Source organism: Candidatus Saccharibacteria bacterium (assembly GCA_016789455.1).
Taxonomy (GTDB): Bacteria; Patescibacteriota; Saccharimonadia; order Saccharimonadales; family Saccharimonadaceae; genus CAIJKY01.
Genome location: JAEUQU010000002.1, coordinates 280,864 through 298,562, shown reverse-complemented (window position 1 = coordinate 298,562; position 17,699 = coordinate 280,864). Strand labels below are relative to the sequence as shown.

General features: G+C 58.5%; 18 protein-coding genes. 7 read left to right on the top strand and 11 right to left on the bottom strand.

Annotated features, from left to right (window positions below):
* Position 1: 1 nt before the first annotated feature.
* Positions 2-466, bottom strand: a complete 465-nt coding sequence (locus JNJ66_02555) for a hypothetical protein (GenBank protein MBL8159312.1) — start codon at positions 464-466, stop codon at positions 2-4.
* Positions 467-566: 100 nt separating this feature from the next.
* On the opposite strand from JNJ66_02555, the gene JNJ66_02550 reads away from it, so the two are divergent.
* Entirely contained in the window at positions 567-1,688 is a 1,122-nt protein-coding gene (locus JNJ66_02550) for a glycoside hydrolase family 6 protein (GenBank protein MBL8159311.1), read from the top strand.
* Here JNJ66_02550 and trmD read toward each other — a convergent pair whose 3' ends face one another.
* The 7 genes from trmD to JNJ66_02515 form a co-directional block, all read right to left on the bottom strand.
* Positions 1,689-2,351 carry a tRNA (guanosine(37)-N1)-methyltransferase TrmD gene (gene trmD, locus JNJ66_02545; GenBank protein MBL8159310.1) on the bottom strand — a complete coding sequence of 221 codons (663 nt, stop codon included), beginning with the start codon at positions 2,349-2,351 and terminating at the stop codon, positions 1,689-1,691.
* Between the two features lie 182 nt (positions 2,352-2,533).
* Positions 2,534-2,944: a KH domain-containing protein gene (locus JNJ66_02540; GenBank protein MBL8159309.1), complete on the bottom strand. Its 411-nt coding sequence runs from the start codon at positions 2,942-2,944 to the stop codon at positions 2,534-2,536.
* 128 nt (positions 2,945-3,072) lie between these two features.
* Positions 3,073-3,432 carry a 30S ribosomal protein S16 gene (rpsP, locus tag JNJ66_02535; GenBank protein ID MBL8159308.1) on the bottom strand — a complete coding sequence of 120 codons (360 nt, stop codon included), beginning with the start codon at positions 3,430-3,432 and terminating at the stop codon, positions 3,073-3,075.
* Positions 3,433-3,495: 63 nt separating this feature from the next.
* A complete protein-coding gene (gene rnc, locus JNJ66_02530; GenBank protein ID MBL8159307.1) occupies positions 3,496-4,215 on the bottom strand; it encodes a ribonuclease III in 720 nt (239 codons plus the stop codon).
* Between the two features lie 36 nt (positions 4,216-4,251).
* Positions 4,252-4,749 (bottom strand): NUDIX domain-containing protein, encoded by a 498-nt coding sequence (locus tag JNJ66_02525; GenBank protein ID MBL8159306.1) that lies wholly within the window; start codon positions 4,747-4,749, stop codon positions 4,252-4,254.
* Position 4,750: 1 nt separating this feature from the next.
* Positions 4,751-5,272: a transcription antitermination factor NusB gene (gene nusB / locus JNJ66_02520; GenBank protein MBL8159305.1), complete on the bottom strand. Its 522-nt coding sequence runs from the start codon at positions 5,270-5,272 to the stop codon at positions 4,751-4,753.
* 76 nt (positions 5,273-5,348) lie between these two features.
* A complete protein-coding gene (locus JNJ66_02515; GenBank protein MBL8159304.1) occupies positions 5,349-5,522 on the bottom strand; it encodes a hypothetical protein in 174 nt (57 codons plus the stop codon).
* A gap of 181 nt (positions 5,523-5,703) precedes the next feature.
* On the opposite strand from JNJ66_02515, the gene JNJ66_02510 reads away from it, so the two are divergent.
* From JNJ66_02510 to JNJ66_02490, 5 genes are all read left to right on the top strand, one after another.
* On the top strand, positions 5,704-6,543 hold the full coding sequence (locus JNJ66_02510) for a hypothetical protein (protein MBL8159303.1): 840 nt from the start codon (positions 5,704-5,706) through the stop codon (positions 6,541-6,543).
* A complete protein-coding gene (locus tag JNJ66_02505) occupies positions 6,543-7,103 on the top strand; it encodes a hypothetical protein (protein ID MBL8159302.1) in 561 nt (186 codons plus the stop codon). Before JNJ66_02510 ends, JNJ66_02505 begins: the two co-directional genes overlap by 1 nt.
* Before the next feature lie 103 nt (positions 7,104-7,206).
* Entirely contained in the window at positions 7,207-8,004 is a 798-nt protein-coding gene (locus tag JNJ66_02500; protein ID MBL8159301.1) for a trypsin-like peptidase domain-containing protein, read from the top strand.
* 50 nt (positions 8,005-8,054) lie between these two features.
* Positions 8,055-9,389, top strand: a complete 1,335-nt coding sequence (gene eno, locus JNJ66_02495; protein ID MBL8159300.1) for a phosphopyruvate hydratase — start codon at positions 8,055-8,057, stop codon at positions 9,387-9,389.
* Complete coding sequence (locus JNJ66_02490) at positions 9,390-10,013, top strand: 2,3-diphosphoglycerate-dependent phosphoglycerate mutase (protein ID MBL8159299.1); 624 nt, start codon at positions 9,390-9,392, stop codon at positions 10,011-10,013. It abuts the gene before it with no gap.
* A gap of 120 nt (positions 10,014-10,133) precedes the next feature.
* Here the strand turns inward: JNJ66_02490 and JNJ66_02485 are convergent, their stop codons facing one another.
* From JNJ66_02485 to JNJ66_02475, 3 genes are all read right to left on the bottom strand, one after another.
* Positions 10,134-13,070, bottom strand: a complete 2,937-nt coding sequence (locus JNJ66_02485) for a leucine--tRNA ligase (protein ID MBL8159298.1) — start codon at positions 13,068-13,070, stop codon at positions 10,134-10,136.
* Between the two features lie 44 nt (positions 13,071-13,114).
* Positions 13,115-14,497 (bottom strand): hypothetical protein, encoded by a 1,383-nt coding sequence (locus JNJ66_02480; GenBank protein MBL8159297.1) that lies wholly within the window; start codon positions 14,495-14,497, stop codon positions 13,115-13,117.
* 99 nt (positions 14,498-14,596) lie between these two features.
* Positions 14,597-15,901 carry a hypothetical protein gene (locus tag JNJ66_02475; GenBank protein MBL8159296.1) on the bottom strand — a complete coding sequence of 435 codons (1,305 nt, stop codon included), beginning with the start codon at positions 15,899-15,901 and terminating at the stop codon, positions 14,597-14,599.
* Between the two features lie 150 nt (positions 15,902-16,051).
* On the opposite strand from JNJ66_02475, the gene JNJ66_02470 reads away from it, so the two are divergent.
* Positions 16,052-17,695: a S8 family serine peptidase gene (locus tag JNJ66_02470; GenBank protein ID MBL8159295.1), complete on the top strand. Its 1,644-nt coding sequence runs from the start codon at positions 16,052-16,054 to the stop codon at positions 17,693-17,695.
* The last annotated feature ends 4 nt before the right edge of the window (positions 17,696-17,699 follow it).

Genomic DNA, 17,699 nt, shown 5'->3' with positions numbered 1-17,699 from the left:
CTTAGCGGGCGGCCCATAGGCGACGCGCCACCACGAACGCCAGGATTGCAAGACCTATCATGGCACCATATATATACACGTCCAGCCCAAGACGCACGAAGCCGCCGAACACTCCCGTGACCGGCGAGAGTCCCTGCGCAAGCGCCGCCGTCATCAGCGACAGCCAGGTAAGCGGCACGGCGACGACCGCCACCGTACTTACCTGGCGTGCTCTGCCTGGCAGAAGTAGTTTAAACAACACGGGCACAGCCGCGACCTCCAGCGCCGCCAACAGCAAGCTGACCGCGATCGCTCCTTCGCGGCCGAACAGGCCATAACTCTCAATCGCAGCCGAGTACCGCTCAAACGATCCAAGCTGCGCCAGTGCCATGGCAGCAAAGAGCCCGCCCAGCATCAGCTGTGCTATATCAGTCACCGTGAGTGCGGACGGTCGCGCCGTGTTAGTCCGAGAACGTGAGGTAGGCATATGCGCTAGTATACCGTATATCGCCATGTCATTACATTATGGTCTAATATTTTTCTATAACAATATTGCCTTTTTAACAAATTAGTGTTAATGTGCGAATATGAACAATATACATTCCCCGTCCACGGACGTTTTTAATGATGAACCGCAGGTCGAGGCCGCTGCCAACCGTCTTGCTACCCCACGCCCTCACGGACGCCTCGTACGGGTTGGCGCTGCCGTTCTTTGCTGCTTTATCGCAGCCGGCTGCATGCGCGACGGCGGCACGACTGACGCCGCCCCTCAGGACAACCGCCCCAACGCCCCACAGACCGCCCCCTATTACCTGGACACCGACAGCGACTACTACCGCAACTTAGGCAAAGCCCTCGGCTACACCGACGACCCCTTCACCCGTGCCAACATCGAGCGCCTCCAACAGACCCCGGTCGCCGAATGGCTGGCCGGCACCGACGAACAGACCTACGCCCAGCTCGACCGCATCCTGCCCGCCAGCGCCGAGGCTGGCGCCGTACCGCTATTGGTCGCCTACAAGATTCCAAACCGTGACCACCTGGGCGGCGAGTCGAAAGGTGGCAACGGCAGTGCCGATGAGTACCTGGCCTGGGTAGATACTGTCAGCGACAAGATCGGTGACGCCCCTGCCGTGTTGGTATACGAACCTGACGCTATCGCTGCTGCGGTCCAGATGATCAATGACGGTGATAACGAGGGTAAGGATGAGCGTGTCAAAATGATCAATACCGCCCTCACCACATTTAAAGATAATAACGCCAATCTAGCCATCTATGTCGATGTCGGGCACAGTGACTGGCTCAACACCGATGAGGAGTTGGCACAGCTTACCGGCCTGTTGGATGAGATCGACCCGGACGGCGATCTTATCACTGGCCTGGCCTTCAACGTCTCCAACCAGATGTCCACCGAAGCAAATACCGCCTACGCTGAACAAATCAAAGAACGGATGGGCCGCGACTTCTACGCCATCATCGACGTCAGCATGAACGGTGCCCCTGGTACGGACCAGATCAAAGAGTGGTGCAACCCGAAAGGTGAAAAACTCGGCACTGCCGATGATGCCATCTTTGACGCCCAGGCAGCCGTCGAGCAGGCCTTCATCAAGACGCCCGGCCAGTCTGACGGCCGCTGCGGCACCAGCGAAGAAGCTGCCGGTGTCTTTGACGGCGCCCTGCTGCAGCGCCAGGCTTCAAAGCCGGAGTAGCTACTTGCTTTGCTCCGCCCGCCACGCCGCAATCGCGGCGTGGTTGCCGTTTAAGAGTACCTCGGGTACCTGCAGGCCGCGGAATTCAGCCGGACGGGTATATTGCGGGAATTCAAGGTTGTCGCCGTCACTGAAGCTCTCAATCACCGCCGAGGTCTCACCGCCCAGCACGCCCGGCAGCAGCCGCACCACGCTGTCAATGATCATCATGGCCGGCAGCTCGCCGCCCGTCAGCACAAAATCACCGATGCTGATTTGACGGTCGACCAGTGTGGTCACGCGTTCGTCGTAGCCTTCATACCGTGCACAGACGAAGATAAGGCCCCGCCCATCATCAGCTATCACCTGGGCGGCCGGCTGGCGCCAGCGTTCTCCGCGCGGCGTCGGCAGCACCACCAGTGCTTCAGGATCAACCGCCTTGGCAGCCTCAATAGCAGCAAACAATGGTTCCGGCATCAACAGCATGCCATCCCCTCCGCCGTACGGCGTATCGTCTACCTGACGGCGCGGGCCAAGGCCATAATCACGCAGATTATGATGCTGGAACGCGACGATGCCGCGATCTTGAGCCTTCCACATCATGCTTTTGTTCAGGACGCCGTCGAACATGTCGGGGAACAAAGAGATGGTCTGGATGATGCGTGGTGTCTGTTTGTGGGTCATTACTATTATTATAGCACATTTTTGTTAGTTTTACTAGCTATCGCTAAAAACAGCACAACCCCGGGAAGACCGGGGTTGTGCCGCCACATAAAGCTCTCAACTTATTTTTGGGAAGTTGCTCGCAAGAGCCTTTTTATTTTAGTGTTCAGGGTTATTATCTTGGCCGCTGAACTTGTTTATGATTATATATCCAAGTCGTCCAAATCTGCAAGCTCTTTTCGGGTTTTTGCAGCCAATTTGCTTGGTTCTTCCACAGCTGCCCCCGGTTCGGCTTCGGCGGCGTCGGATTCATAGGCAGTACGACCCTGGCGTTCGCCATCACCGGCTTCTCCGCCCTCGCCCAGGTTGTCGGTGTCGACGATCTTCAGGTTGTAGCGGGCATCATTCTTCGTGCCAAGGGCGCGCAGCAGGGTGCGCAGGCTTTGGGCGGTTGTGCCGCGGCGGCCGATGACACGCCCCAGGTCTTCGGGGTGGACGGTCAGCACAAGCAGGACCCCCTTCTCATCAATGCTACGTTCTACGATAACGTCATCGGGGCGGCTTACGAGCGATTTAACGATGTATTCTATGAATTGCTGGTCGATACTGGTCATAGCAGCATTTCCCTCCCTTTCGCTGATGTGATACTGGTACCTCACATTATATATGAAAGGACGTATTTTTCAGATATAGAAAACACCCGGCCAAAACTGGCCAGGCGCTTCATACAAGGTAAGGCTGACTATGCTTCCGCTGGAGCTTCTTCGGCTTCGGCTTCGGCCTCCGGAGCTGGCTGGTGCTTGCGCAGCTTGTCGGGGTTGCGGACGGCAGAGGTGCGGGCCGATGCCTGCTTGACCCATGACGGCAGTTCGATCTTTTCGTTGGCCAACAGGCGGGCGACACGCTCGGTCGGCTGGGCACCGTTCTTCAGGTAGAAGTTGATCTTCTCAGCGTCCAGGGTGGTCGCCTTGGTGTGCGGGTTGTAGCTGCCCACGTACGCGACGACGCGGCCGCTCGAAGGGTGGCGCTTAGATTCTTGGACCGCCAGGCGGTAGACAGGGAGAGCCTTGCGGCCCAGGCGTTGCAAACGAATTGCGAGCATATTGAATTACTATTTCCTCTTTACAAAATATTTAAGTCGTTAGAAAACTCTTTAGCTACGATATTAACTACTTTTTGCCGTCTTGTCAATCTGTTTATAGTATACCAGCGCGGCTTCGGCGGCCTTTTGCTGGGCAAACTGCTTGGAGGGGCCTTCGCCGCGGCCGAGCAGCTTGTCGCCGACGAAGACACCGAGCGTAAAGACCTTGTCGTGGTCCGGGCCTTCCTCGTGCAACACCCGGTACTGCGGGGTGAAGCCGTCGATACTCTGGGCCACTTCCTGCAAATGCGATTTACTGTCGCGCCAGCTGCCTGTCTCCAAAATACCGCCCAGCGTCGAAAGGATATGGTCGGTAATAAAGGTCTTCGCAGCGTCATAGCCACGCTCCAGGTACAGCGCTCCGGTCACCGCCTCAAATGCATTCGCCAGAATCTGCTGCTTGGCGCGCTCACTGCCCTGCTTCTCGCCCCGGCTCAGACGCATCAGCGGCATGAAGCCGATCCGGCTGGCGGCGGCACTGATGCTTTCGGTGCGCACCAGGGCGGCCCGCCAGTTGGTAAGAATACCTTCCGGCTCGCTGTAGTTGGCATACAGGGCTTCGGTGACCACCAGCTCCAGCACGGCGTCACCTAAGAATTCCAGCCGCTCATTGTGCTGGGTAGTGCTTTTCTTATGTTCATTGACATAGCTGCGGTGCGTGAATGCCGTCACCAGCAGATCAATGTTGTCAAAACGCCCACCCAGCTTCTCCTCTGCGAACTGCTGGTACGGCGTGACGTCCATTCCTGACATACGTTCCTTTCGTTACACCCTAGCCCGCTACAGGTTGCCCTGACGGATCTTCTTCATGGCAAGCAGGATGAGCTTGCCGATATCTTCATATTCAATCTTATCAAGTGCTTCGGGCACCCCGAACCAACCGATACCGTTCATCCACTCTTCTTTTTTGAGCTTATCAGTATCGCCCTTGGCCTGTACCAGGTAGACATGCATGGTCATCAGGACCAGGCTGTTCTGGCGGCGATACCGGAAGTTGATTTTGCCCAGCCAATCAAGGATGCGCATCTCCTTAAGACCGGTTTCTTCCTGAATTTCGCGCTCGGCGGTCTCCCGCGTGACCTCGCCGTCCTCCACGTGACCTTTGGCGATGGTCCAGCGGTCTTTGGCGTCCTGCGTCAGAAGGATCTGGACCTGCCCGTCACGACGTCGGAAAACGATGCCACCGGCGGTCGTCTCGCGGACAACCTCCTGGATGAGGGGCTTGCGGCGGCTAAAGTACTTTTTAAACTTCTCAAACCGGTCGAGGTTAGGCTTCATGCTAGTCGTCCGCCTTCTCGTCCGTACCCTCTTCCGGTGTGTCCGGCTTGGTGGTTGCAGTGGCAGCAGCGGCCGGCTTGTCGTCGGCGCCGACCAGGTTGCGGTAGGCGGTACCCAGGACGCCGTTGACGAACTTCGATGAGTTATCAGAGCCGAAGGCCTTGGCCAGCTCGACAGCTTCATTGATGACTACCTTTGGCGGTACCGCGTAAGCCTCGTCGGTGTCCAGCAGCTCGTACAGCGCCATGCGCAGGATGCATTTGTCGATCCGGGCAATCTGCTCTATCGGCCATTCAGGTGCGATCGGCTGCAGTACGGCGTCCAGCCGCGCGGTATCATCAAACACACCGTAGACCAGTTTGCGGACGAATGATTTGTCGTCCAGCGTCTTGTCGTAACGGCTGACGTTGCGGTCCAGTACTTCCTCGACGTCGAGCTCGCTCTGCGGGAATTCAGACCGGAAGTCCAGTTCGTAAAGACTCTGCAGGGCGAGAATGCGGCCGAGATGACGGTTTGATGCCAACTTTTTCTCCTTAGGGTATTAGTGTTTATTATCGGTTGCCTGGATAGTATCCAGTATAAACGCTAATGGGGGTGATTCAGGCTTTTTCTTCAGTCTGAACCTGAAGTTTTTTGGCGGCACCGGTCTCGCGGCGGGTGGTGTAGGCCTTGACCGGACTCTTGGCGTTGACGGCGCGGGCCAGTTTGACGACAAGGTGACTCCGACGCGTGCCGGTCTTGCGCATGCTGCTCTGTTTTTTGGGCTTACCCATTGCTCTTACTCCTGTGATTGTGTGCGTGTTATGACGCACTGATGTCTATTGCCGACTATTATAGCTGAAAGGAGTAAAAAACTCAATGCTCCTCTTTGGTAGCCGGACCGGCGGTGAAAATCATGGCCAAAAGCAGCCCGCGAATGGTATTCTTACTATAAGGATAATTACGCACACAGACATGGCACGTTTACCTCAACCAGGCAGCGACGAAGGAACTTGGGGGCAGATCCTCAATGATTTTCTTTCAGTGTCGCTGCAGACTGACGGCTCGCTAAAGCAGGATGTCGTCGACGGCGGTGCGCTACAGGACGGCACCATTACTGCCGCCAAGCTGACCGCAGGTACCGGCACCGGCGGGCAATTGCTGATGCGGGATACCGGCGTGCCAGGCGGACTGTCGTGGGCCACCCCGACCGCTCCACCGCTTGAGGATGGCTCGGTGACGGCCGACATTATTTACGCCGGCGTCGGCCAGGATGGCAACATGCTTACCCTGGACACCGGTTCGCCCAGCGGCCTCTCATGGGCCGAAGTCGAAGTGCCGCCGGATGCGTCTTCCAGCACCAAAGGCCTGGTCAGACTGACTGGCGACCTGGGCGGTACCGCCGACTCACCTACCGTGCCGGGCCTGGCTGGCAAGGCCAGCACCACCGTCACCGACGCACTGGATGCCCGCATTGACACTTTGGAGTCATACGGCCTGGCTGCCCTGACTGATGCCGCCACCATCGCCACTGACGCCAGCCTGGGCCGGCATTTCCGCGTCACCGTCAGCGGCGATCGTACGCTGGGTGCTCCGACTAATGCCGCCGATGGCATGCGTGTCATGTGGGAGATCACCGCCGCCAGCGCCGACCGTTCCATTACCCTGGCCACCGGCACTGCCGGCAGTTTTGAGCTGACCGTCGGCATCGCCTCTCCCGTCACTATCACCAGCGGCAAGACCCTGTTCCTGGGTGCCGTTTATAACGCAGCGCGCAACCGCTGGTCGGTCATCGCCTCCCGGGCATTGGCATAATGGCGGCCTATAGTGATAATTTCAACCGGCCGGATTCCACCAGCCTGGGCAACTGGTCTGAGATCGTCGACGATTGGAGCATCGTCGGCAACCAGCTGGCACCCGGACTCAGTACGACCGGCGTGGTCTTGTACGGCTCTCAGCTCGACACACCAGACCATTATGTCGAGGTGACCGTCACCAATGCCTCCACGTCATCAATGGGAGTCGTGGCCCGCTCCGATATCTCCGGCAACGATTTTTATCTCTTCCGCAATAACGGCTTCACCTGGACGTTGTTCCGCAACGTCGGCGGCTCGTTCAATCCTATCGGTGCCGAATACACCGCAGCCGCAGTCAGCGGCGATATGGTCCGGCTCGAATGCACCGGCTCAACCATCCGAGGCTATGTCAACGGCATCGTACGCGTCACTGTGACCGATACGTTAATCACCACCGGCCGGTACGCCGGTGTGCGCAGCACTGCCAGCTCTACTACGCGTTATGATAATTTCACTGCCGCCGATACGGGTGTGACCGGTAGCGCCGACCCAGGCGCCTTCTTTGAAATCATGTTCTAAAAATGTGGCTTTATGCTTAAGAATATCCCTTGTATAAAAACATTGTATAAGTAACAAGTCCAGAGTCTATGCGTGACAAGCTAAACAGGGCTATACTTCTAGCATGCCAACCACCATTGAGCAATTATATAGCGACACTAACAACTCAGTTTTCCAGCTGACTACGGTTGTCATGGGCAGCGAGATCGGGTCGGGTTCTGCATTCCTAACCGACAAAGGCTTGCTAACCGCAGACCACTGCGTCGAACTTCCCCACAACGCCCAGCTTTTCGTACGACGAGGCACAGAAACATTATGGATTCTAACCGCTGCTGAAGTACAAGCTAGAATTACGCATCAAAGCAATAAAGATGAACATGACTACGCCCTAATATCGCTAAGTGGCGCTCCAGACATCATGGATGGTCCGCTCCTCAAACTAGAGCCTGTTGCACTGCCTCATATTGGGCGGCAAGTTGCATTCTTGGGTTACCCGTTCGGTACAAACACGCTGCAATTTTCCGTAGGGTATGTCTCTTCTGTTGAAACTCAATCTGGCGTTGGAATAATTAGGATTGATGGCAGCGTAAACTCTGGCAATAGTGGAGGCCCGCTACTCGACATAGCTAGCGGCAAACTTTTAGGCATAGTAACACGGACGGAAACTGGATTAATCAAGCAGCAATTTGATCAACTACTGGAAGCATTTCAGCAAGATATACAGCTCCTCCAAAGGGTTCAACAAGGGCCAAGCAGGATGTTTATTTCAGGAATTGATCCAAATCAGGCACTGTTAGCAACGGTTACGTCAATGAATATTCTCGCGCAAAACATCAAACGCTCTAGCAATGTTGGTATTGGGTATGCCTTCTCAACCAACCATCTGGCTGAGCTATTGCGCCTCGAGGCCGACACATCCTAAAGCGCACATCGGCCCAAAGCACAACTAAAATTAGGCAAAGGAGAAGAAACATGAACATAGCAGATATCCGCGCCCGCCAGATTCTCGACAGCCGCGGCAACCCCACCGTCGAAGCCGACGTCATCCTTGAGGACGGCACCCTTGGACGCGCCGCCGTCCCGTCCGGCGCCAGCACCGGCAGCCATGAGGCAATCGAGCTGCGCGACAATGATGAGTGGTTCGGCGGCAAGAGCGTCCTCAACGCCGTCGCCGGCGTCAACGGCGAGATCCGCGATGCACTGATCGGCCACGATGTTACCAACCAGGCCGGCATTGACCACCTGATGATCGAACTTGACGGCACCGAGAACAAGGGCCGCCTGGGTGCCAATGCCATCCTGGCCGTCTCGCTGGCCGTTGCCCGCGCCGCCGCACAGGCCCGCAAGCAGCCACTCTACCGCTACGTCTCCGAGCTGGCCGGCAACGACACGCTTACCTTGCCCCTGCCGATGATGAACATCATCAACGGCGGCAAGCACGCCGCCGGCAGCACCGACATTCAGGAGTTCATGATCATGCCCGTGGGCGCCGAGACCTTCAGTGACTGCCTGCGCATGGGCGCTGAAATCTTCCAAGCACTTGGCAAGGTACTCAAGGCCAACGGCTACGGCACCACCGTCGGTGACGAAGGCGGCTACGCTCCGGCCGTCCGCAGCGGCAACGCCGAAGCGCTTGAACTCATCAAAGAGGCGGTCGAAAAAGCTGGCTACAGCCTTGGCAAAGATGTCGTCCTGGCGCTCGACGTCGCCAGTACTGAGTTGATCGAAGACGGCAAGTACCAGCTCAAGACCGAGGGCAAAGCCCTGGACAGCCAGGAAATGGTCGCCTTCTACCGCGATCTGACCAGCCGCTTCCCCATCCGCTCCATCGAAGACGGCTTGGGCGAGGACGACTGGGACGGCTGGAAGGCGCTTACCCATGAGCTGGGCGGCCAGGCACAGCTGGTCGGCGATGACCTGCTGGTCACCAACACTAAATTCTTGCAGCGCGGCATCGATGAAAAAGCCGCCAACGCCATTCTCATCAAGGTCAACCAGATCGGCAGCCTGACTGAGACCATCGAGGCCGTCAAGATGGCCCACGACGCCGGCTGGAAGGCCGTCATGAGCCACCGCTCCGGCGAGACCGAAGACGTTACCATCGCCCATTTGGCCGTCGGTCTCAACACCGGCCAGATCAAGACCGGCAGCCTGAGCCGCACCGACCGCGTCGCCAAGTACAATGAGCTGCTGCGCATTGAAGAAGAGCTGGGTAACAAAGCAGTATTTGCCGGGCGTTCAGCGATCAGCAGGTACACGAAGAAGTACGACCCTCCGGTCAACCCGACCGACGGAGAGGTGGCCTAGATGGCCTACCTTGTCCTCGTCCGCCACGGCCAGTCAGAGTGGAACGCCCTGGGTCTATGGACCGGCCAGGAAGACGTGCCGCTGACTGAGCAGGGCAAGCTGGAGGCGCGGGCTGCCGCCGAGCACCTGCGTGAGATCGAGCTGCACAAGGCCCATACTTCCAGCCTCAGCCGCACCCAGCAGACCCTGCACGAAATCAAGGAAGCCCTGGCTCATACCGAACTGGACACCACCAGCCACGACGCCCTCAACGAGCGCCACTACGGCGAGTTCCAGGCCAAGAACAAATGGGAAATCCGCGACACGATCGGTGAGGAGGAGTTTACCAAGCTGCGCCGCAACTGGGACCACCCGGTGCCAGGCGGCGAAACCCTCAAGGATGTCCATGACCGCGTCCTTCCCTACTATGAGCAGCACATCCTGGAGGATTTGAAGGTCGGCAAGAACGTCATCGTCTCCGCCCATGGCAACACGCTCCGGGCCTTGATGAAGCACCTTGATCAGGTGGCCGACGATGAGGTGCATCGGTTGGAGATCGGTACCGGTGAAGTGCACGTCTACGAGATCAATGAGGACGGCAGCGTCATCAGTAAGGAGATCAAGGCGCCCGGCGGGCACGCCTGAGACTTTTAGCAGCCACCGATAGTACCAGAGTACGAATAAAAAGACACGCTATATATAGCGTGTCTTTCATGTTTCCCTACGCTACCTGTGGCACACCATAGGTAGCGTAGGCACTAGCGGTCAGTTAGCGACAAAGTTGACCAGCCGCCCCGGCACATACACCGTCTTGCGGATGGTCTTGCCCGCCAGGAAACCTGCCACATTCTCATTAGCGCGAGCCAGTGCCGCCACATCCGCCTCTGCGGCGTCCTTGGCCACCTGTACGTCACCACGCAGCTTGCCGTTGACCTGGACGACGATGGTCACGGTATCGCTGGCCAACAGGGACTCATCGTATGCCGGCCAGTGGCTCAGGTGAATGGAGCCTTCGCCATGCAGTTGCTCCCATAATTCTTCACTCAGGTGCGGCGCAAACGGCGCCAGCAGCTGAGCCAGTACACGCAGGCTTTCCTGCCACTCGGTGTAGAACTGGGACATTGGCACGCTCGAGCGCAGTTTGTACAGGCCGTTGACGTATTCCATCAAAGCAGCGATGGCTGTGTTGAAACCCAGTTCGTGCAGGTCGCGGGTCACCCGCTTGATAGTGTGGTGCCGCAGCCGGACCAGCTCGTTGACCTCATCCGGGTACTTGGGTGCAGCCTCGGCGGGCGTGATGGCGTGCAGCTCCTGGAACAGTGTCCAGATGCGCTGCAGGAAGCGGTAGCAACCAGCCAGACCCTCGGGACTCCATGGCACCGACTGGTCGAAGGGCGCCAGGAACAGCACGATCAGGCGCAGGGCGTCGGCACCGTAGCCCTGGTCGATAATTTCCTCGGGCTTGATGTCATTACCCTTGCTCTTGGAAAACTTCGTGCCATCGGCGGCCAGCAGCATGCCCTGGTTGCGCAGGGCGGCGAACGGTTCATCAAAGCTAATCAAGCCCTCGTCAGCCATGACCTTGGTCCACATCCGGGCGTACAGCAGGTGCATGACGGCGTGTTCGGCACCGCCGACGTACATGTCGACCGGCGCCCAGCGCTCGGCCAACTCGCGGCTGAAGGCGGCTTCACTGTTCTTTGGGTCGGCAAAACGCAGGAAGTACCAGCTGGAACAGGCGAAGCCGTCCATGGTGTCGGTCTCGCGCTCGGCGTGGCCGCCACACTGCGGACAGTCGACCTTGACCCATTCAGTCACCCTGGCCAGCGGCGAGCGGCCGTCGCCTGAGGGCTCAAAGTCCTTCAGTTCAGGCAGGACGACTGGCAGCTGGTCTTCCGGGACGGGCACGGTGCCACATTTCTTGCAGTGGATCATCGGAATAGGTGCACCCCAGTAGCGCTGACGGCTGATGAGCCAATCACGCAGACGGTAGTTGATGCGTTCCTCGGCGGTTTTATGGTCGGCCAGATCCTCGATGATGGCATCTCGGGCTTCGGCTGTGCTCATACCGCTGTATTCACCGGAGTTGAACAGCGTGCCTTCGCCGTGGTAGCAGTCGGCCTGGTAGGCTTCGCCGCGATCGTAAGCTTCGGCAGCGGCTTTGGCGCGGTTCAGGGCTTCGAGCCAGTGCTCGACGCCGCCGCCGGTCTTTTCGATCTCGGCAACAAGTGGCGCCCAGTCTTTCCATTCCGGAGTAAACTTCTCGTGTGACTCGGGGGTGGCAACCGCCTGCTGCGTACTGTCGATGATGGCCAGGAAGTTATAGCCGAAAGAGCGGCGGTGCGACTTCTTGATGTCGTTGTAGTAATGCGAATAGATGGGATTGCCCAGCTGGATCATGGTCTTAGCCGTGTAGCCGGTTTCTTCGGCCAGCTCGCGGACGGCGGCTGCTTCGAAGCTTTCGTCCTTTTTGCGGCCACCGCCCACCAGCCAGGTCTGTACATCATCCTGGCGGCGGATCGAGAGGTAGCGGCGGGTGCGGACGTCATAGCCCAGCACTACCACGCCGGACACCTCCTTCTCGTTGTCGGCCGGTGTGCCAAAGTCCTGGGCAACGACGGGCACGATTGGCAGTTCGAACTTGGTGGCAAAGGCAAAGTCGCGCTCGTCGTGCGCGGGCACGGCCATGATGGCGCCGGTGCCATAGCCCATCAGGACATAATCGGCGATCCAGACCGGCATCTTTTCCTTGGTCAGCGGATTGACGACATGCGCGCCGGTAAAGACACCGGTCTTTTCGCGGTTCTGCTCCATGCGGTCGATGTCGGTCTTGCCTTGGCTGGCACGGATGTACTCTTCGACCTCTTTCTTGTGGCGGGCGCCGGTGATCGTATCAACCAGCGGATGCTCCGGAGCCAGCACCATGAACGTGGCACCGAACAGCGTGTCGGGCCGCGTCGTAAAGACGGTCAGGTGTTCGTCATGACCGGTCACCTTGAAGCTGATTTCAGCGCCGCGGCTGCGGCCGATCCAGTTGTGCTGCATGGCCTTGATGCCTTCCGGCCAGTCCATGTCAGCCAAGGCGGCATCCAGGCGGTCGGCGTAATCGGTGATTTTGAAGAACCACTGCTTCAGCAGCTTTTTCTCGACCGGCGTGTCCTCGTGGCGCCAGCAGAAGCCACCGCCGACCACCTGCTCATTAGCCAGGACCGTCTTACACTTGGGGCACCAGAACTGGGCGCTTTCCTTTTGGTATGCCAGGCCGCGCTTGTGCAGCAGCAGGAAGAACCACTGTGTCCAGCGGTAGTAGTCGGGGTCGGTAGAGCCGAACTCGCGGTCCCAGTCGATAGAGAAGCCCATGCGTTTCATCTGGCGGCGGAAGTTATCGGTGTTCTGTTTGGTGGACACCTGCGGCGTGATGCCGGTCTTGATGGCGAAGTTCTCCGCCGGCAGGCCGAAGCTGTCCCAGCCGATAGGATGCAGCACCTCGTGGCCGGTCATGCGCTTGAAGCGCGCGACGGTGTCGGTGATGCTGAAGTTACGGACATGGCCAAGATGCAGTCCGATGCCGCTGGGATACGGGAAGAAGCTGAGTGCGTAGTATGGCGGTTTATCGCTCGTGTCGTGGGCCCGGTAGGTCTTATCCTTGTCCCATTGCGCCTGCCATTTGGCCTCTATATCGGCTGGATTGTATCGTTTCATGACCCCAAGTATATAGAGTCGCCGTCCCGATGAAAAGGGTGTGACTACTGTCGCGGACGGGCGCTGCGCAGCAGGCTTTCGGTCGGGCTGGTGGCGCCGGGCAGCAGCGTGTCGCTGTCGTCTTCTTCGGGAGTCGGCAGGTACTGTTCGTAGGTCTTGACCAGGGTCTGCCACTTGGTGACGTCCTTGGCAGGCGCGTCAATCTTTACGGCCGAGCGGAAATCAGTGTCAGTATTCAGCTCGAAGCCGCCGTCGCTGTCCTTGCCAGTGAACTTGATGCGCGAGAAATTGTGGTCCCATTTGCCGATCCAGGCTTCCAGGGTAGTGCCGCCGGAGGTGGTCAGGCTATCGTCAGTGAAGGACCGGGCCAGCTCGCCGTCGCTGCAGCCGTCGAGCTTCTTGAAGAGGTTGGTCTCACGAAACTTCTTGACGAAACTTTCTGACTTGGCCTTATCGATGCTCAGTTGGTAGCCAACGCTTTCGGTGCCCTTGATCGTGTCGGAGCCAAGCGTCTTATTGACCACGATGAACTGGTTGAGGGCGTAGGTGGCGGCCAGGTCGTTCTGCAAGGCGCCGCTTTTGTCGAACTCTTCCCAGACCTTATCAGTACAGGCCAGACCACCCTCGCCTTCGCCTGAGCCGCCGGAAGTGGCTTCCTTGAAGTCGGCTTCGCTCAGCTGGACCCACTTCTTGTCGAGCAGGCGCAGCAGTGGCTCAAGGTCGGTCATGGCGCCGGGCTGGTCGCCCACGGCCTGGTTGGCCAGTTCGCGGATGTTGTTGACCTTGAAGAAGTAATCACCGTTAGGCATGGAGACCAGCTCGGTATCGACGTTGAACGGTACGACACCGAAGGTCATGGTGGCATCAAGCTTACCCTTGAAGCTGTCCTTGGTGCGTTCAGCGGTGAAGTTGGCCTTCAGGACACTCTTTTCCTCGGAAGCCAACGAGTTGACCAGGTCGGCACGGAGGTCGCCGGCCAGCTTGACGTGGTCGGCACGGATGGCGTTGACCAGGGCATCACTGACAGCCTTCTCCGGCTTGGTATAGAACGAGTACCACACCCCGAAACCGACTGCAGCCAGCACCAGCAGACCGGCAGCACCGATCAGCAGTAATTTCATCTTGTTCATGCCACCCTTGACCGGCGCGGCTGGAGCGGGAGCGGCCTGGGCGTACCATTCCGGCTGAGCAGGAGCCTGCTGCTGATACTGGGCTTCCGGAGCAGGCTGGTAGGACTGGCCGGGAGCAGGCTGCTGGACTACCGGCTGGTAGGGCTGGGCGGCCGGCTGCACTGGCGGCAATGCCTGTTGCTGCACTGCTTGCGGCTGCTCCGACGGGACGCCGTACGGCTGGACGGGCTGGCTTTGGCCATACGGCTGCTCCGGTTGTGGTTGCTGTTGTGGGTTTTGAGGTTCTTGGGGTGGCATAATGTAATAAAGGTTATGTTTGCTTAGATGTATCGTATCATGCAGCCGGCAGACTGCCTACCCGCCTTGGCTGCATCCGCGGCGGCACAGGCAGTAACGCTACTTGCTGCTTTTGAACTTATCGAAGTACTGGGCCTTGGCCTGTTGCCAATCGGGTGATTGCCGCACCAGCTTGGACTCATCATCGATGCTGTGCAGCAATAACTTGATGGCTTCTTCGGCGAAGACGCCGTTCTGCGAACCTTTCACCAGGACGGCAGCGCCAGGCTGCAGCACACCACGGACAAAGGAGCCTGCATCATAGGCGCTCATGAAGCTGCGCACCTGACAGCCGCGTGATTTGGCGGCTGGCGCCAGATATTTTTCGGCTTCGCTGCCGATGGTCACCACCCATTCAAGCAGGCTGTTGTCGCAGAGCTTGCCGATGCGTTCATGCTCCTGCTGGCTGACCTCGCCCAGCTCGTTCATGCTGCCCAGGATAGCGATGCGCTGGCGGTCCTGAAGACTGTACAGCGTCTGCAGTGCGGCTGCGGTCGCCAGCGGGCTGGCGTTGTAGGAGTCATCGATTATCATGCTGTCATGGATACCTCTTAGTACTTGCATGCGGCCGGGGACGCCGATGATATCCTCGAGCGCCTGCCGGATTTCCTGCGGGTTCAGCCCGAACTTGATGGCGACGGCACCGGCTGCGATCAGCGGTTTGACGCTGTGCTCGCCGATGACCTTCAGGTCGACCTGCTGCTCGCCGTACTCCGGCGAGACGAACTTGCCACTGGTTGAGCCGTCGGCCTTGGTCTGCTCGGGCAAGAAATGATATTCGGCCACGCCACCGATGCCGTAGGTACTAATTAACGGATTTTTAACAAATGTAGAGTACGATTCTTCTATGTCGTCGCGGTTGACCAGCAGCTGGCCGCTGTAATCACTGACAGCCAGCTCTTCCCGTGCGACGGCTTCGATGGTCTTGAAGAATTCCATATGTTCCGGCGAGACAGCCGTGACCACCGACAGATCCGGGCGCAGATAGGTGCCAAAATGTGGAATATCGCCCGGCTTGTCAGTGCCCAGCTCGACGACAATCACATCGTACGGGAACGGCGTGCTGGCCTTGGCTTTTTCCCGCGCCTGGCGCAGGGTCTGGAACCAAGCCACCGGCGAGTACAGACTCTCTGGCAGCGGCAGGTCAAGAATGGTCAGCGGTACGCTCAGCTCGGTATTAAAATTGCCCCGATGCACCAGGACACGGTACCGGGTTTCAAGCACGTGGACGGTGGCCATCTTGGTACTGGTCTTGCCGACGCTGCCGGCAACGGCAATCAGCTTGACCCTTGGGTGGTTGGTGAAGAAAGTGCGGACCGCCGCTTCGAGCTGACCCTGGATATATTTCTTGAATTTGTCCTTCATATTGGGGTTCATTATATAGCATGGCGCCAGATGTTGTAATAAGCGTGAGCATTCTGGTATTCAGTTGACCTTTTCCGGTTCCGCTGCAATAATATACGTAAACATAACAATTAAAAAATGAAAAACTTAGAAATAAAAAAACATCTCCATTTGCATATTGCCTTAAATGCCGGACTGCTGCTTGCCGGGGTTGTCTTTGCTGCCAATCTTGCCTCGCAGGACCCCCGGGTTGCCACTCCCGCCGCCGATACGCCCGCTCAGGCCGCGCAAGCCGCTGACGCCGCGCCAGACAAGAGTGACGCCCAGCCAGGCACCAGGCAGGCCCCGCCCGCCAGCCAAAGCACATCACCACAATCCGCCGCACCGACACCGGCCGAAAGCCGCGATGTTTCGGCTGACACCAAGAAGTCTGATGTCATCGTCGGCAGCAACGGCAAGAGCTACCCCATCCGCGAATACAAGACGTTAGCGACGCCAAATGACCCCATGACCAACCAATGGTGGGTGGCCACCAATGGCATGAGTGATGTCTGGGATATCCCGGCCGGCGCCCGCGCCACGAAGATCGCCGTCATCGATACCGGTTTCGCGCTGCAGCACGAGGAGCTGGTGGACAGCTGGGCATATAACGAAGGTGAGCGGGGCACTACCGCCAGCCAGGCGCCAAGCGCACCGAACTGCACCAGCCGCAGCCTGCCGCTCGACAAATCATGCAACGGGCTGGATGATGACGGCAACGGCTTCGTCGACGACAGCCTTGGCTGGGACTTCATCAACGAAGACGCCACCCCGCTCGCCGGCACCACCAACGTCAATGGCGACGGTACCGCCCATGGCACTTCCACCGCCGGCATCATTGCCGCCAAGTACAATAACGCCAAAGGTACCACCGGTGTCAACCGCTACAGCTCCATCCTGCCGCTCCAGGCGCTCAATGACGACGGACTGGGTGATTCGTATACCGTCGGCCAGTCGGTCTACTACGCCGCTGATGCCGGCGCGGATGTCATCAGCATCAGCCTGGGCTCCGACAACCCCGACGATTATCTGCGTGAAGCCGTGCAGTACGCACTCGGCAAAGGCGCTATCGTCGTCGCTGCATCCGGTAATGATGGTTGCGACTGCATCGTCTATCCGGCCAACTATCCAGAGGTACTTGCCGTCGGTGCAAACGGCCCGGACGGCACCGCCTCCACCTTTAGCAGCTTCGGGGCCAACCTTGATGTTCTTGCTCCCGGTGAGTCGATGGCAGCTCCCTACTGGACCAAGATCAATGACACGACGGCATACGCCAGCAATCTGGCCGGCACTTCATACGCCACACCGTTCGTCAGTGCCCTGCTGGGCCTGGCGCGCAGCTACCAGCCTACTGCGACGTGGGACGAGATCACCGGAGCCATGCTGGAACGCGCCAACAAGCATAACCTGACCGTAGCCAATCCGCGTTCAAACTCGCTGGGTTTCGGTTCGGCGCATGCCAGGAACATGCTGCAGCGCCTGACGGTACCGCGCACCGACCAGCAGCGCTTTGCCTTCGACCAGAACTTCGTCGGCAGCAAGCGTGCCTACGATTGCAAACCAGGCACGTTGCCCGCTACGCCCGTCTACGAGATCAAGCAAGGCTTCGAACGACGCTTCACCATCAGCAAGCATCAGTTATCTACCATTGCCCTGCAAGGCGGCTTCCGTCAAGTAGCGCTCTATAGTTGCGTCGGACTGCCAACCGACACTGTCGATGACGTCCGCTCGGTCAATCTTTCGCGGGAAATTCTTAACGGCGGCGGTTGGCGCTAGCCCT